This window comes from Cellulosimicrobium cellulans, from assembly GCF_006539945.1.
GTDB lineage: Bacteria > Actinomycetota > Actinomycetes > Actinomycetales > Cellulomonadaceae > Cellulosimicrobium > Cellulosimicrobium cellulans.
The window spans coordinates 161124-175647 of sequence record NZ_BJNZ01000006.1 but is presented as its reverse complement, the minus strand read 5'-3'; the positions used below and the strand labels follow the sequence as shown (position 1 = coordinate 175647).

At 75.5% G+C, this 14524-nt stretch carries 11 protein-coding genes; 6 read left to right on the top strand and 5 right to left on the bottom strand.

Translation table 11 applies throughout. The annotated features are described in order from the left end of the window. Entirely contained in the window at positions 1–1164 is a 1164-nt protein-coding gene (locus CCE02nite_RS06910; protein ID WP_141388927.1) for a hypothetical protein, read from the bottom strand. Positions 1165–1344: 180 nt separating this feature from the next. Then, complete coding sequence (locus CCE02nite_RS06905) at positions 1345–3111, bottom strand: M28 family peptidase (RefSeq protein WP_141388926.1); 1767 nt, start codon at positions 3109–3111, stop codon at positions 1345–1347. 235 nt (positions 3112–3346) lie between these two features. On the opposite strand from CCE02nite_RS06905, the gene CCE02nite_RS06900 reads away from it, so the two are divergent. The 5 genes from CCE02nite_RS06900 (at position 3347) to CCE02nite_RS06880 (ending at position 8292) form a co-directional block, all read left to right on the top strand. After that, the gene (locus tag CCE02nite_RS06900; protein WP_170227245.1) at positions 3347–4684 is read left to right on the top strand and encodes an exonuclease domain-containing protein; all 1338 of its coding nucleotides are present in this window, start codon (positions 3347–3349) and stop codon (positions 4682–4684) included. Next, positions 4681–5700: a hypothetical protein gene (locus CCE02nite_RS06895; protein ID WP_141388924.1), complete on the top strand. Its 1020-nt coding sequence runs from the start codon at positions 4681–4683 to the stop codon at positions 5698–5700. Before CCE02nite_RS06900 ends, CCE02nite_RS06895 begins: the two co-directional genes overlap by 4 nt. A 114-nt stretch (positions 5701–5814) precedes the next feature. Then, entirely contained in the window at positions 5815–6348 is a 534-nt protein-coding gene (locus CCE02nite_RS06890) for an Hsp20/alpha crystallin family protein (RefSeq protein WP_141388923.1), read from the top strand. A gap of 193 nt (positions 6349–6541) precedes the next feature. After that, the gene (locus CCE02nite_RS06885) at positions 6542–7141 is read left to right on the top strand and encodes a hypothetical protein (protein ID WP_141388922.1); all 600 of its coding nucleotides are present in this window, start codon (positions 6542–6544) and stop codon (positions 7139–7141) included. After that, the gene (locus tag CCE02nite_RS06880; protein ID WP_170227244.1) at positions 7138–8292 is read left to right on the top strand and encodes an OmpA family protein; all 1155 of its coding nucleotides are present in this window, start codon (positions 7138–7140) and stop codon (positions 8290–8292) included. Before CCE02nite_RS06885 ends, CCE02nite_RS06880 begins: the two co-directional genes overlap by 4 nt. 3 nt (positions 8293–8295) lie before the next feature. On the opposite strand, the gene CCE02nite_RS06875 is transcribed toward CCE02nite_RS06880, so the two are convergent. Beyond that, positions 8296–8784, bottom strand: a complete 489-nt coding sequence (locus CCE02nite_RS06875) for a heme-degrading domain-containing protein (protein WP_141388920.1) — start codon at positions 8782–8784, stop codon at positions 8296–8298. A gap of 26 nt (positions 8785–8810) precedes the next feature. On the opposite strand from CCE02nite_RS06875, the gene CCE02nite_RS06870 reads away from it, so the two are divergent. Beyond that, on the top strand, positions 8811–10199 hold the full coding sequence (locus CCE02nite_RS06870) for an ADP-ribosylglycohydrolase family protein (RefSeq protein WP_141388919.1): 1389 nt from the start codon (positions 8811–8813) through the stop codon (positions 10197–10199). Between the two features lie 70 nt (positions 10200–10269). Here CCE02nite_RS06870 and CCE02nite_RS06865 read toward each other — a convergent pair whose 3' ends face one another. After that, positions 10270–12417 (bottom strand): purple acid phosphatase family protein, encoded by a 2148-nt coding sequence (locus tag CCE02nite_RS06865; RefSeq protein ID WP_141388918.1) that lies wholly within the window; start codon positions 12415–12417, stop codon positions 10270–10272. A 232-nt stretch (positions 12418–12649) separates the two neighbouring features. Then, positions 12650–14344, bottom strand: a complete 1695-nt coding sequence (locus tag CCE02nite_RS06860; RefSeq protein ID WP_141388917.1) for a collagen-binding domain-containing protein — start codon at positions 14342–14344, stop codon at positions 12650–12652. Positions 14345–14524: the final 180 nt, after the last annotated feature.

Sequence of the window (14524 nt, the reverse complement as noted above, 5' to 3'; positions counted from 1 at the left end):
TCAGCGCCCGAGGCGCCGGCCCACGCGCTCGCGCAGGTCGAGCGCCGTGCGGCGCCACGTCGCCGCGCGCGCCACGACCGACCCGACGCTCGTGTCCTCGGCCCGCACGTGCACGACCTCGACCCCGCGCTCCGCCGCCGTGCGGACGATCGTGTCGGTCGAGCCGCGCAGCGCGAGCTGGAGCAGGACGGACGTCGTGCTCGCCTGCGCCTCGCCCGTCCCGAACCGCCGCCGGTAGACGACCTGGGTGACCACGCGGTCGAACATCGGGTCCGCCGGCGTGTCCGCGTCGCCGACGTCCGCGCCGCCGTCGGGCGGGTCCGCCGCACCGCCCTCGACACCGGACGCGCCGAGGAGCGCGTGCGCGACGGCGTCGTCGCCGTCCGCGTCCGGCGGCAGCACGGCGAGGTAGAGCGAGAGCAGGAGCTCGCTGATCTTGCGCAGCACCCACGCGCGGCCGGGCAACGGTGGCAGCGCCACGACGTACTGCGCGAGGTTCACCTCCAGCGCCTCGGCCGACAGGCACGTCCACGCGGGCGCCGTGCGGACCTCGACCACGCGGTCCCAGTCCACGTCCTTGCCGTCGAGGCCCACGCGTTCGGGACCGATCGTCACGGCGCCGAACCGGTCGAGCAGCGCGAGCGGCGCCGTCGCGAACCGCGGCACGTACGGGACGAGTCGCACGACCCCCTGGACCGACACGTCCCACTCGCGCTCGAGCGGGTGCGACGGCCGCGGGTACGCGGCGATCGCGCGCCGCACCCACTCCGCGACGACCTCGTCCAACGCGCCGTCGTCCGTGGCGCCGTCGAGCAGACCCCCGTCCGCGCCGTCGGCGCCGTCGGCCACCGCACCGTCGTCCGCGAGCGCCACGACGAGCGCGTCCTCGAGCGCGGTGTCGAGGTCGGGCTCGGGAGCGGCCTCGGGCGCCGGGTCGACGTCGTCGCGTCGCGCACGACGGCCGGGGAGCGCGACCGGCAGCGAGAACGAGGGTCGCGCGAACGTGGGTCGCCACAGCGCCGGGAGTGCGGGGACGCGCAGGAGGCGCTTCTCGCCGAGCAGCCGCGCGAGGGTGCTGCGCTCGTCACCCGACGTCGTGCCGGGCAGGTCGGGACCCTCGCCCGGCTCGTCGCCCGTCGTCGTGAGGAACGGTTCCTTCGCCACGTGACCCCCTGTCCGCCGCGCCGCACGACGGCGCACCGCGGGCCAGCGTAGACCCGGCGGGACCGACCCCGCCGACCCGTCGCGGCCCGCGGCGCACGACCCACCGCGCACGTCCTTCGACGCAGGCGGGGCCGCCCTCCCGTGGAGGACGGCCCCGCCCGTCAGGGTGACCCGGCTGCGTCAGCCGCAGGCGATCGCGTCGTACGCGACGTCGTACGTCTGGGTGTAGTTCTCCCCGCCGCCCGCGAGGCGCGCGACGACGCTCACGGTGCCGGCGTCGACCGACGCCGACCGGGTGGAGAACGACTGGTACGCGTTGGCGTCCGGAGCCACCTGGCCGAACGCCCGCTGGCCGAACGGCGTGACGAGGCGCAGCGAGACGGGCTCGTCCTCGCCGTTGGTCGCCCGGACGGCGACGTAGGCGGTGCCGTTCAGGCACCGTGCCTCCGCCTCGATCGCGTCGACGCGCGGGTTGCCCACGCCGTTGATCGCGAACGTGTCCTCGGACAGCGACGCGACCGCGTGGCCGATCGCGCGCGACATGATGTCGAGCGCGGTCGCGTCGACGTTGTCGATCGTGTCCTGCGGCGAGTGGTAGTTCGGGTCGTAGAAGATGCCCTCGGTGCCGCCGAACAGCGCGACCTCCTCGGCCGTCTTCGAGCCGTCCGCGCCGGTGAACAGGCCGGACGCCGGGACGCCGTTCTCGATGAACGCCTGGTAGTCGGAGCGTCCGGAGAACTCGGTGTCGACCCAGGCCTGGTCGATGCCGTCGAAGTAGTCGGTGAACACCGCCTCGGTCTCGGCCGAGCCCGGCGGCACCTCGACGGGCGCGGGGTACGTGGACTCGTTCGCGTCGTACACGCCGATGATGTAGTTCGGCGAGCCGACCATGTCGAAGTTGAGGTAGGTCGCGATGTCGTCGAGCGCCGCGGGGTCGTTCGCGACGAGGTCGCTCACGTAGTGGGTCGAGCCGCGCAGGCCGACCTCCTCCGCGCCCCACCACGCGAACCGGACGGCGTTCACGACGTCCTGGCCGCCGTCGGTCGCGGCGGCGAGCTGGACCGCGACCTCGAGGATGGCCGCCGAGCCGGAGCCGTTGTCGTTGATGCCCGGCCCGTCCTCGACGCTGTCGAGGTGCGCGCCGACCATGACGACGTTGTCGTCGCGGCCGCCCGGCGTCTGGGCGATCACGTTGAACGTCTCGAACTCCTCGACGTGCGTCTGGAGGTCGTAGGTCGCGACCGCCTCGGCGCCGCCCGCGATCGCGGCGAGGATCGCCTGGCCGTCGGCCTGCGTGATGCCCACGGTCGGGACCCAGACGTCGCTCGCCTCGCCGAGGGTCGGGTTCAGCGCGCCGTCGGCGTTGTTGTAGAGGACGACGGCGGCGGCACCGGCCTCCGCGGCGAACCGGGCCTTGTCCGCGAACGGGCACGAGCCGCGGCTGACCAGGGCCACGGCGCCGGTGACGGCGACCCCGTCCCAGGTCTCGGCCGTGCAGCCCTGGACGAGCTCGTCGGCAGGCTGGACGATCGGGCCCGTGACGCCGTCGTCCGGGGTGTCGGGGGCGAACTCGGCCGGGTAGACGTCCGACGTCACCTCGACGCCGGCCGCGGTGAGGGACAGGTCGTCGATGACCAGGTCCTCGAAGGTGAAGTACTGGCGCTCGGGCTCGTAGCCGGCGTCCCGCAGGGTGTCCTCGACGTAGACGGCGCTCGCCTCGTAGCCGGGCGTCTCCATCGCGCGGTTGCCGTCGTTGGCGTCCGCGATGTCCTGGAAGTCCTGGAGCCGCTGCATGACCGCGTCGCCGGTGACGAGGTCCTCGAGCGGCGGCGGTCCGTCGGCGGCCCGGAGGCCGCCTCCGGGGGCAGCACCGACGGGTGCTGCGGTCAGAGCCGCGAGCACGAGGCTCGCGGCGGCGGCAGACGGGACGATCGTTCGTGGTCTCACGCATCCTCCTCGACAGTGGCCCCCGCCGACCGACCCCGGTCGTGTCGGGGTCCGGCCGAGTCGCACACGAGACGCGCGACGCTGCGAAGGCTCGTGTGCTCGCGAGCGTAGGCCCCCGCGCGCGGGCGCGAAACCCCTGGGCCCGCTTCGCCGCACGAGTTGACGCGGCGATGACGCGCGCGACGCAGCGTCGCGGGCGGCACGGGCCGTGGGCGGCGTCGGGCAGACTGTGCCCGTGCCCGGATTCGCCGTCGTCGACCTCGAGACCACGGGGTTCTCCCCTCGCCTCGGCGACCGGGTCGCCGAGGTCGCGGTGGTCCTGGTCGACGACGCGGGCCGCGTCGAGGACGAGTGGTCCACCCTCGTCAACCCCGAGCGCGACCTGGGGCCGCAGCACGTGCACGGCATCGCGGCGGCGGACGTCGCGCTCGCCCCGACGTTCGACCGCGTCGCCCCCGCGCTCCTGCGCCTGCTCTCCGGTCGCGTCCTCGTGGCGCACAACGCGGCGTTCGACACGCGGTTCCTGCGCGCGGAGATCGGGCGCGCGGGCATCGCGGCCGCGATCGACCCCGTCGCGTGCCTGTGCACGCAGCAGCTCGCGGGCCGGTACCTCACGGGCTCGCGCGCCCTGGCCGCGTGCTGCGCGGCGGTGGGGGTCGTGCACGACGACGTCCACTCGGCCCTGGGCGACGCGCGCGCCACCGCGGGCCTGCTCGGGTACTACCTCGACGTGGCGGCCGACGACGCGTGCTGGGACGTGGCGCGCGCCGCGGCCGACGGGGTGCGGTGGTCGCTGCCCGCCTCGCTCCCCGGCGTGGAACCGGTCCTGCGCGGCGCGAGCCGCGCCCACGGGCACTGGCTCGCCGGGCTCGACGAGGCGCCGGGCGCCCGCACGGGTGCGCCGCGCGCGTCGACCGAGCGCCCGGACGTCGACACCGGGACCTACCTGCGCCTGCTCGACGCCGCGCTCCTCGACCGCTACGTCTCGCACTCGGAGCGTGCGGCGCTCCTCGCCGAGGCGCGGCGGGCCGGGCTGGACCGGGCCGCGGTCGAGAGCGTGCACCGCGACTACCTGACCGCCCTCGCCCGGGCGGAGATCGACGCCCTCGACGGCGCGACCGCCGCGGGCGACCGCGACGACGGCGGCTCCGTCCGCGACGACCCCGCCCTGCACGAGGTCGCGGGCCAGCTCGGCCTCGACGCCGACGACGTCGCGGGAGCCGTCGAGGCGGCGCTCGGAGCGCGCCTCGCCGCGGAGCCGGCCGTCGCACCGCGCCCGGCGTTCGTGCTCGCGGACGGCGACGAGGTCGTGCTCACCGGGTCGATGTCGCGCACCCGCGAGGCCTGGGAGCGCGACGTGCGCGCCGCCGGACTCTCCCCCTGGCCCTACGTGACGCGCCGCACGCGGCTCCTCGTCGCCGCCGACCCGGACTCGCTCTCGACGAAGGCCCGCACCGCGCGCCGCTACGGCATCCCCGTCGTCACCGAGGCGGCCTTCGCGGCGCTGCTCGCCGCCCGGGACCCGGCGAGCGGGCGCACGTCCGGCACCGGGGTGCGACGCTGGGCGTCATGAGCCCGGAGGGAACGCGCGGTGCCGGCGGCCCGGCGGACGCCGGCACCGATGCCGACGCGCTCGTCGACGGGCTCTTCGCGCTGCCGCTCGAGCAGTTCGTCGTCGCCCGTACCGCGGCGGCGAAGGAGATCAAGGCGTCGGGGGACGCGGTCGGCGCGGAGCGCGTGGCACGGCTCGCGAAGCCGACGGTGGCGGCGTGGGTCGTCAACCAGGTCGCGCGCGAACGGCCCGACGACGTCGCCGCGCTCGTCAGCCTGGGGGACGAGCTGCGTGACGCGACGACCGACCGTGACCGTGCGCGCATCCGCACCCTCGACCGGCTGCGGCGCGAGCGCGTGGAGCGCGTCGTCGGCGAGCTGCGCGACGCGGGCGAGGTGGCGGGCCGGGCCGTGTCCGCGACGGCGCTCGACCGGCTCGCCGAGACGCTCACCGCCGCCGTCATGGACCCGGACGCGGGTGCGCTCGTCCGCGCCGGTCGGCTGTCGCAGGCCCTCCAGCACGTCGGGTTCGGCATCGTCGACGAGGGCGGCGAGCCGGCCGACGTCGTCGAGCTGCGGGCGCGGACCGGCGGCACGGCGGGCACGGGCGGGCCGGGGACCGCGGACCCGGAGACGAGCACGACACGCAGCGGGCGCGGCGCCCGGTCCGCGCGGGCCGACTCCGGCCCGGGCGACGGTGAGCCTCCCGAGGAGGACGCCGTGGCGGCCGCCGAGCGCGAGGTCGAGGCGACCGCGGCAGAGGTCGACCGCCTCGAGGCCGAGCGCGACGAGGCGGACACGCGCGTGCGCGCGGCGAGCGACGCCGTCGGGCAGGTGGAGGAGGAGCTCGGGCGCGTCGAGGACGAGCTGGCCCGGCTCGCCGACGAGCGCGAGGACCTGCGCGCGCGGCTCGCCGAGGCACGCGACGCCGCGACCGCGGCCCAGGAGTCGCTCGACGGCGTCGACGCACGGCTCGACGCCGCCGAGGAACGCGCCGCGGCCGCCCGCAAGACCCGGCGCACCGCACGCCGCGGTTGAGCGTTCCGGCGGCGTTCGTCGTCCGCGAACGCGGGACTGAGCCGAGCACGCTCAAGGTTGGAGAGGTCAGGACGCCACGGGCCGACCGTGGCGCGAGAGACCTGGAGGACCACCATGATCAGCACCTACACCGTGGCACCGTTCCGCCCGCTGCCGACCGAGCGCATCGTGCGCCAGCTCTGGACCCGCCCGGTGAGCGCGCCCGCCGCGCGGTCCGGCTACGCGCCCGCCGCGGACGTCTACCGCGAGGGCGACGACCTCGTCGCGCGCTTCGACCTGCCGGGCGTCGACCCGGAGCGCGACGTGACCGTCGAGCTCGAGGGCCGTCGTCTCGTCGTCCGCGGTGAGCGTCGCGACCAGCGCGTCGTCGAGGCCCCCGCGGCCGAGACGTCCGAGACCGCCGAGGGCGAGCAGCCCGAGGCGGCGACGGACGAGGCCGACACCGACGAGGCGGCCGAGGTCGCCCCGGCCGGGCGCCGCGTCCGCGAGGTGCGGTTCGGCGAGTTCCGCCGCACCGTCACCCTGCCGAAGTCGGCGGACGCCGACGCCGTCCGCGCGTCCTACGACGCGGGCGTGCTCACCGTGACCGTCGCCGGCGTGTTCGCCGGCCGCGCTCCCCAGCGCATCGAGGTCACGCGCGCGGCCTGACGCAGCGCACCGCCGGCGCGACGCATGTCGTCGCGCCGGCACCCTGACCCCGGTCGCGCCCGCCCCCCGCGCGACCGGACCACGGACGGGGCCGGCGCCTCACGGTACCGGCCCCGTCCGTCTGCCCCCGATGGGGACATCTCCCCACGGATGGGCCGGATCAGGGACGTACCGGTCCGCTAGCCTTCCGGCCATGCCGAGCACCACGCCCCCGGGCCCGCCCGTGCCCTCGCCTGCACCCTCGCCCGTCCCTGGCCCCCGCGCGCTCCTGGGCGCCGCCACCGTGGTCGCCCTCACGCTCACCCTCGGCGCCTGCTCCGGCGACGCGGCCACCGACGAGCCGACCCCGGTCACCGTCGGGGTGGAGGAGTACCAGCCGGTCCTCGAGACACGGCTGCCCGTCCCCGGGTCCGCCGAGGACGAGGTCTCGCTCGGGCTGGTGTCGCTCGTCGCCGACGGCTCGACCGTCGAGCTGCGCGTCCTCATGACGCCGCGCTTCGTCGACGCGGACGCGGAGAAGCCCGAGGAGCACTCGGCGTACGACATGCTCGGGCACGACCACAACCCGACGATCGTCGACGTGGACGCGCTCACCGAGTACGACCTCATCTCCTCCGGGGGGACCGACCTCGCGACCGACGTGGTGTCCGCGACGACCGTGAACGGCCGTCCGCTCCTGTACCAGGCCTGGTTCCCGCGCCCCGCGGGCGACCCGACGGCCGTCGACGTGCGGCTCCACGAGTCGTGGCCCCCGTTCGAGGACGTCCCGGTGACCTACGAGGTGGAGGAGTGAGCCGCGCGCGCCGCGCCGCCGTCGCGTCGCTCGCCACGGTCGTCGTCACGACGACCCTGCTCGCGGCCGCCACGACCCCGGCGTCCGCGGACGACGAGCCTGGCGCCGACCCGACGCCCGACGTCCCCGGGATCGACGCGCTCACCCTCGACGACCTCGGCGGGCCTCCCAGCCGGGAGTCGCTCGACAAGGCCGTGCGGCACTTCGACCCCGGCGTCGCCACGACCTTCGAGACCGAGGGCGCCGTCACGTCCTTCGAGTACGTCGAGGTGGAGGAGGACGAGGTCGTCGTCACGCTCGAGACGGACGTGCTGTTCGACGTCGGCTCGGCCGAGCTGTCCGACGCGGCGGTGCAGCGCGTCCAGGAGGTCGCCGAGGACCTGCCCGACGGCGTGACCGCGACCGTCGCGGGCCACACCGACTCGGTCGGGGAGGACGCGGACAACCTCGACCTCTCGCAGCGTCGCGCGCAGGCGGTCGTCGCGGCCGCCGCGGCGGTGCGCCCCGACGTCACGTTCGACGCGCAGGGTCACGGGGAGTCGCAGCTCAAGGTGGAGGAGGGTGGCGACGACGTCGCCGACGACCGCGCCCAGAACCGGCGGGTCGAGCTGCGCTACTCCGGCACGACGCCCGGCGAGCGGGGAATCGAGATCGAGGAGCACGAGCTCGCCCCCGTCGACGCCGACCACGTGCCCGCCGACGGCCCGCGGGTCGATCTCGTCGAGGACGGCGAGACCGTCGTGGAGAAGACCGTCGTCGTGCCGAACGACGAGGGCCGTGAGGAGCGCGTGCGCGTCGCGATCGAGCCGATCGTCGTGCGCGGCCCGGTCATGCGCCTCCGCGTCCAGCTCACGCCGCTCGACCCGGTCGACGGGGCGACGGACCGGATCTCCGTGTACGACCTCACGGGTCGGGGCGAGCTGCACCCGTCCGCCGTCGACCCCTACGCGCTCGTCTCGTACGAGCCGGTCCGCGGCAGCGGCGCGCGCGAGCTGGAGAGCGACCCGCTCTTCGTGCGAGCTGCCGTCGGGCGGACGGCCCGGTACGAGGTCTACCTGCCGCGGCCTCTCGACGACTCGCTGGCGTCGCTGTACGTGAACGTCGCGCCGACGTGGCCCACGTTCGAGGACATCCCGCTCGTCTGGGACTGACCGCTACGCGCCGCGGCCCAGGAAGGACCGCAGGGCCTCGGTGACCAGCGCGTGGTCGTCTCCCTGGGCGAGCCCGGACACCGTCACGACGCCGACGATCCCGACGCCGTCGACCCGGACGGGGAACGCGCCGCCGTGGGCGGCGTACTCCTGGAGCGGGAGCTGGTGCTGGTCGGCGAACGTCGTCCCCTTCGCGCGGGCGCGCAGGCCCACGAGGTACGACGACGCACCGAACCGCTCGACGACCCGCACCTTGCGCTCGACCCAGGAGTCGTTGTCCGGGGTCGTGCCCTCGCGCGCGGCGTGGAACACCTGCTGCGGGCCCTTGCGGACGTCGATCGTCACGGGCAGGTCACGCTCGTCGGCGAGCTCGACGAGCAGGCAGCCGAGCCGCCACGCGTCGTCGTGCGTGAAGGTGCGGAGCACGAGGTCGCGCTCGTCCGCCTCGACGGAGGCGATGAGGGCGGCGAGGTCGGCGGGCGTCGTGGTCATGGCGCTCATCGTGGCACGATCGCGCCGTGACGACGACGCCGCCTCCGCCCGCCCGCGAACCGCTCGACCCGCTCGACCACGGACTGCTCGACCGCGCGTCGGGCGTGCTGCTCGCCCAGGCGGCGGGCGACGCGCTCGGGGTGCCGTACGAGTTCGCGCAGCCGCCCGGCCCCGGGCGGCCGGAGGCGGCCGCGGTCATGCGGGGCGGCGGTCTCGGCCCGTACGCGCCCGGCGAGTGGAGCGACGACACCCAGATGTCGGTGTGCGTCGCCCGGGTCACGGCCGCCCACGACGTGCTCTCCCCCGTCCCGGACGCGTTCGGCGCGACGCCGCTCGACGAGGTCGCGGCCGCGTTCGAGGGGTGGCGCACCGAGGGCGCGACCGACGTCGGGACGCAGACCGCGTCCGTGCTGAGCGCCGCCGCCGCACGACGCGGGCCCGCCGCGACCCGGCTGCGCGGCGCGTCCGCCGCGCTCCACGTGGCGACCGGTCGCACGGCGGGGAACGGCGCGCTCATGCGCACGGGCGTCGTCGGGCTCGTCGCCCTGGACGACCGCGACGCGACCGCACGCGCGGCCCGCGCCGTCGCGGAGCTCACGCACACCGACCCGCTCGCCGCCGAGTCGTGCGTGCTCTGGTCGGAGGCGGTGCGCGTCGCGGTGACCCGGCAGCGGCTCGACGCGCGTGCGGGACTGGACCTCCTCGACCCGGACGCGGCGGCGCGCTGGTCCGCGTGGATCGCGGACGCCGAGGTCGGGCGGCCCTCGGCCGACCTGCGGCAGAACGGCTTCACCGTCACCGCCCTCCAGGCCGCGTGGCACGCGATCGCGACGACCTCCGCGCCGCAGGGCTCGACGTTCGCCGGCCGCGACCACCTCGCGGCCGCGCTCCAGGCCGCGGTCGCGATCGGCGGCGACACGGACACGGTCGCGGCCATCGCCGGCGCGCTCCTCGGCGCCGCCTACGGCGCACGGGCCGTGCCGGACGAGTGGGCCACCGCCGTCCACGGCTGGCCCGGGATCGCGCGGCGCCAGCTCACCGCGCTCGCCCGGCGCACCGCACAGGGCGGCCTCGTCCGCGCGGGGGCGCTCGCGCCGTCGGGCGCCGAGCCGGTGCGCACGCAGTTCTGCCCGCTGTGCGGCACGCTGCTCCGCGAGAACCCGCGCTATCCGCGGCACGTGTGCGCGTGGTGCTCGTCGGACGTCACAGACGAGGCCGGTCGCGCCGTCTCGCTGACGAACGTGGACTTCGGCGGTGGCTACCAGGCCCACTACCTCGACCGCTCCCCCGCGTCCGACGCGGTGCGGGGCGGGCGTGTCTGGATCGGCGGCGTCGAGCACCAGGCGCGCGACGCGCGCTTCGGCGGCATCGTCGTCGAGCCGCTCGACGACGACGCCGCGCCTCGACCGTCCTGACGCGACGAACCCGGGGTCGTTCCCCCGCGCGAGCGTGCGCTGGGGAACGACCCCGGTTCGGCGGGGAGGCTCAGCCGCAGGTGACCGCCGGGTAGGCGGCGTCGTGCGCGGAGGTGGCGCCGGCGTCGGGCAGGGTGCCCGTCACCGTGACGGAGCCCGCCTCGGCCGTGGCCGACCGCGTCGAGAAGGACTGGTACGCCGCCTTGCCCGGCGCGACCGCCGCGACCGTGCGCGTGCCGAACGGCGTCGCGAGCGTGACGTCCGCCGGGACGTCCCCGGTGTTCGTCGCGCGGACCGCGACGTACGCGGTGCCGGCGAGGCAGCGCGCGCTCGTCTCGACGTCGAGCGCCGGACCGGTGGCGCCCGGGTGCTCGACGGTCACCTGGTCGATCACGCGCTCGGTGCTCGTCACGTAGGTCGTCACGGTGAACGTCGTCGGGGTGACGTCGACCTCGGAGTAGCTGGGCTCGCGGGACTGCTCCCAGCGCGCGGTCCACGGCTTCGCGCCGTCGTAGTCGTAGTACTTGCTGCCCGTGGACGAGTTGCCGGTCACGTACAGGACCTGACCGTCCTCCGGGCGGAGCACGTCACCGCTCGCGGGCGTCGCCGACGGCACGACCGGCGTCGTCCCGTCCATGAGGTGGGAGCGCGTGTAGATGTGGTCGTGACCGGCGAGGACGACGTCGACGCCCAGCTCGGAGAACACCGGGGAGAGCGCCTCGCGCAGCCGGACCACGTCCGCGTCACGGGTGTGGAACGCCTGGCTGTACAGGGAGTGGTGGAACGTCACGACGACCCACTCGGCCTCGTCGCCCTGCTCGGCGACGACCTGGCGCAGGTACGCCTCGCGCTCCGCGATGCCCGCCGTCGACGACTCGTTCGAGTCGAGCGAGACGAAGAGGACGCCACCGTACGTGTACCAGTAGTCCCGCTGGCCCTCGGTCGCGTTGGGCCGGGCGTAGTGCTGGTCGTAGAGCGCGCTGCCGGCGTCGTGGTTGCCGACGTCCGGGGCGAAGCGCAGCGTGCGCATCGAGCGCGGGGCGAACAGGCCGGTGTACTGCTGGGTGTTCCCGGAGGAGTCGACCTGGTCGCCGGCCGAGACGACGAACGCGGCGTCGGGGTGGCGCTCGTCGATCGTGCCCGCGTTCTGGAGCCAGCTCGCGGAGTCGCGCTCCGTGCTGCCGCTCGCGCCGATCTGGATGTCGCCGAGGAAGAGGAACGAGTACTCGTCGCCGAACGTGCCGGTGTCGAAGGTCGCGGGCTCGGACCACCCGGTCTCGGGCGACCCCACGCGATAGACGTACTCCGCGTCCTCCTCGAGCCCGGTCAGCGCCGCGTGGTGGTACGTGGCGCCGTCGGCGGACGGCCCGGAGACCGCCGTCGCGGCCTCCGCGTCCGTGGGGAACCCTCCGTCGACGGAGCGGTCGGCACGCACCCACTGGACCTCGCCGGAGCCCGGGAGGTTCGAGAACCAGGCCACGGTGGCCTCGGACTCGTCGGACCCGACGCCGAGCGTCACGTCGCGCACCTCGCCGTGCGTCGGGACGAGCGAGCGCACGTCGAGGTAGATGTCCGAGCTGGTCGGCGCGTCCTGGTAGAGCGCGACGGAGATCGTGTTCTCGCCCGGCGCGAACGCGTCGGAGGGGATGACGAACGTGCCCGTCACCGGGTCCGTGCGGCCGTTGCCGTGGTACTGGAGGTTCTCCGTGATCTCGCGGGAGTCGTCGCCCAGGCGCACGACCTCCTCGCCGTTCACGTAGACGATCGCGGCGTCGTCGTAGACGATCTCGCCCTCGAACGCGGGGACGCCGTCGAGGTCCGCCGCGGTGAGCTCCACGTCGGTGCGGAAGAAGAACGTGGGGACGTCCGTCGTCGTGCCCTCGATGTACTGGCTGAGGAGCGTGGTGATCGGGAACGCGGCGCCGATCCCCGTCGCCGCGCCGCGCTTCGCGCCGAACGCGCCCGTCCCGGACTTCCACGCGGAGTCGTCGAACGCGGTGGTCGTCCACGCGCGCTGGTCCGCGGCGGACCCAGCCGGGTTCGTGTTGTCGTCGAGGTAGCGCCAGGTCGTGCCGGACGTCGAGAGCAGGGACTCGTCGGCGGCGGCCGTCGAGGTCGCGGTCGCGGCGACGAGCACCGTGCCGACGAGCGAGACGGCGAGCGCCGACGCCGCCACGCGCGTCAGCGCGCCGGGCAGTCGGGAGGCGTGCGGGTTCATGGGTTCCTTCGCAGGTCAGGGGTCCGCGCGCGACGACCGTCGGACCACCGTGGCGGCGTCGGACCCGTGGTGGGAAGCGCTGTCACCGTACGGAGCCGGGGTGGCGCGCGCCCGTCCGCCCGGTGAACTCCCGACGGCGGGCAGGTGGCCGTCCCGGACACGCCCCGGGAACGCGACGACGCCGCGCCCCCGAGGTCGGGGACGCGGCGTCGGACGCGCGGGAGGAACGGGGTCAGGCGTCCTGGCGGCGCCGCAGGACGAGGACCGTGACACCGAGCGCGACCAGCACGAGGGCCGCGAGCGCGACGCCCCCGGCCTGGACGCCCGTCGTGGCCAGGCCGCCGGTTCCGCCGTCGGCGGGGGACGTCGGCTGGTCGGGCACGCCGGGCGTGGTCGGCGTGGTCGGCGTCGTCGGGGTCGTGGGCTCGGTCGGGGTGGGGGTCACCGGCGTGGGCGTCGGCTCGACCGGCGCGTCCGCCGTGTTGGTCAGCACCACGGCGACGTCGGTCGTGCCGATCTCGACGCGCACGGTCCCGTCGCCTCCCGGCTCGACGGCGGCACCGTCCACCTGCCACGTCGGCTCGCCCCACTCGACCCCGTCCACGGCGGGGAAGCCCGGCTCGGACAGCACGACCTCCGTGCCGAGCGGGAGGTCCTCGACGGTCGCGGAGCCGTCGACGGGCACGGTCAGCTCGCCCGTCGTCCCGGCGGCCTCGTAGGCGACGGTGAAGGTCGTCCCGTCGGGCACGGTGGAGGCCGCGTCCCCCGCGACGCGCTTGGTGACGGTGAGGCTGCCCGTCTCCACGACGGGCTCGGTGGCGCACGGGATGGAGCCGGCGAAGAGGTAGGCGTGCGCCTCGCCGCCGAGCAGCGTGAGGTTCCGCGCGACGACCTGGCCGTCGAGCGGGGCCGCCTCGAGCGTGAGGTCCGCGGTCGGGGCGTAGACCGACCCGTCGAGGCGCGTCCCGCCGGTGCCGAGGGTGACCGCGCCGTCGAGCTGCGAGAGGTCCCACAGGACGTGGCGGGCCGCCGCGCCCTCGGCGCCGAACACCGAGCCGCGCAGCTCGGTCGACCCGGCGGGGACGGAGATGATCAGCGGGGCGTCGGCCGAGGGAAGCACCCCGTCCGCGAACTGCACGGTGTACGCGTCCGCGATGTCGGCGTAGTCCACGACGTTCGGCCGTCCCGGCTCGAGCGCCGAGAGGACGACGCGGTCGCCGACGTCCTCGGCCACCGTGAGCACGTGGGCCACGCCGCTCGGCACGAGGTCCGCGAGGCACTGGCGCACCTCGGCCGGCTCTGCGGCACCCGTCTCGACGTACGCGGCGACCGAGTCGCGCTCGGTCGCCACGGTCGCGGCGCCGTCGGGCCACTTCTGGTTGGTCGCGTCGATCGACGGGGCCTCGTCGACAGCGGTGCGGTACCGCACCCAGTCGCCGCGCTGGTACGTGTCGAACGCGGGGTCGGCACCGACGACCTTGAGGTAGCCCTCGAGCTCGGCGCCGCTGCCCGCCGGGACCCCGGCGTTGGTGATCTCCACGAGGCCGGACGTCGGCGCGTACGACCCGACGAGCAGACGGGTCGGGTCGCCGTCGACGGTCGGGATCGTGTAGTCCGCGGTCCCGGCCACATGGTGGACGATCGGGTACGTGCCGCCCTCGGCCCGGACGGTCAGCTCGCCGCCGACGGCGACGGACCCCTCCGTCTCGTGGTTGTCGAGGCGGGCGTCCTCGCGGGCGTAGACGCTGAAGCCGCCGGCCAGGTCGAACGGGTTGACCGCGTCGGCGGCCGCGGCGCTCGTCGCGGGGACGACGAGGCCGGCACCCGCGAGGAGGCCGGCGGCGAGGATCGCGGCGGCCGGGCGTCGGCCGGCGCGGCGGGGGGTCGAGGGGATCTGCTGTTCAGGTGTCACGGTCGAGCGGGTCATCACTACCTGGGTCTCGGTGTCGCGGACGACGGGGTCGGACGACCCGTCCCGACCACCGTAGGCAGACTTGGACGGTCGTCCAGGTCTGGGTGCCGGGTGAAGTCACCCCGGTGTGATCAACCCCACCAGCACCGCCGGCGCAAGGATCCGCATGTGTCGGTCATGTCCGGAACGCGGGCA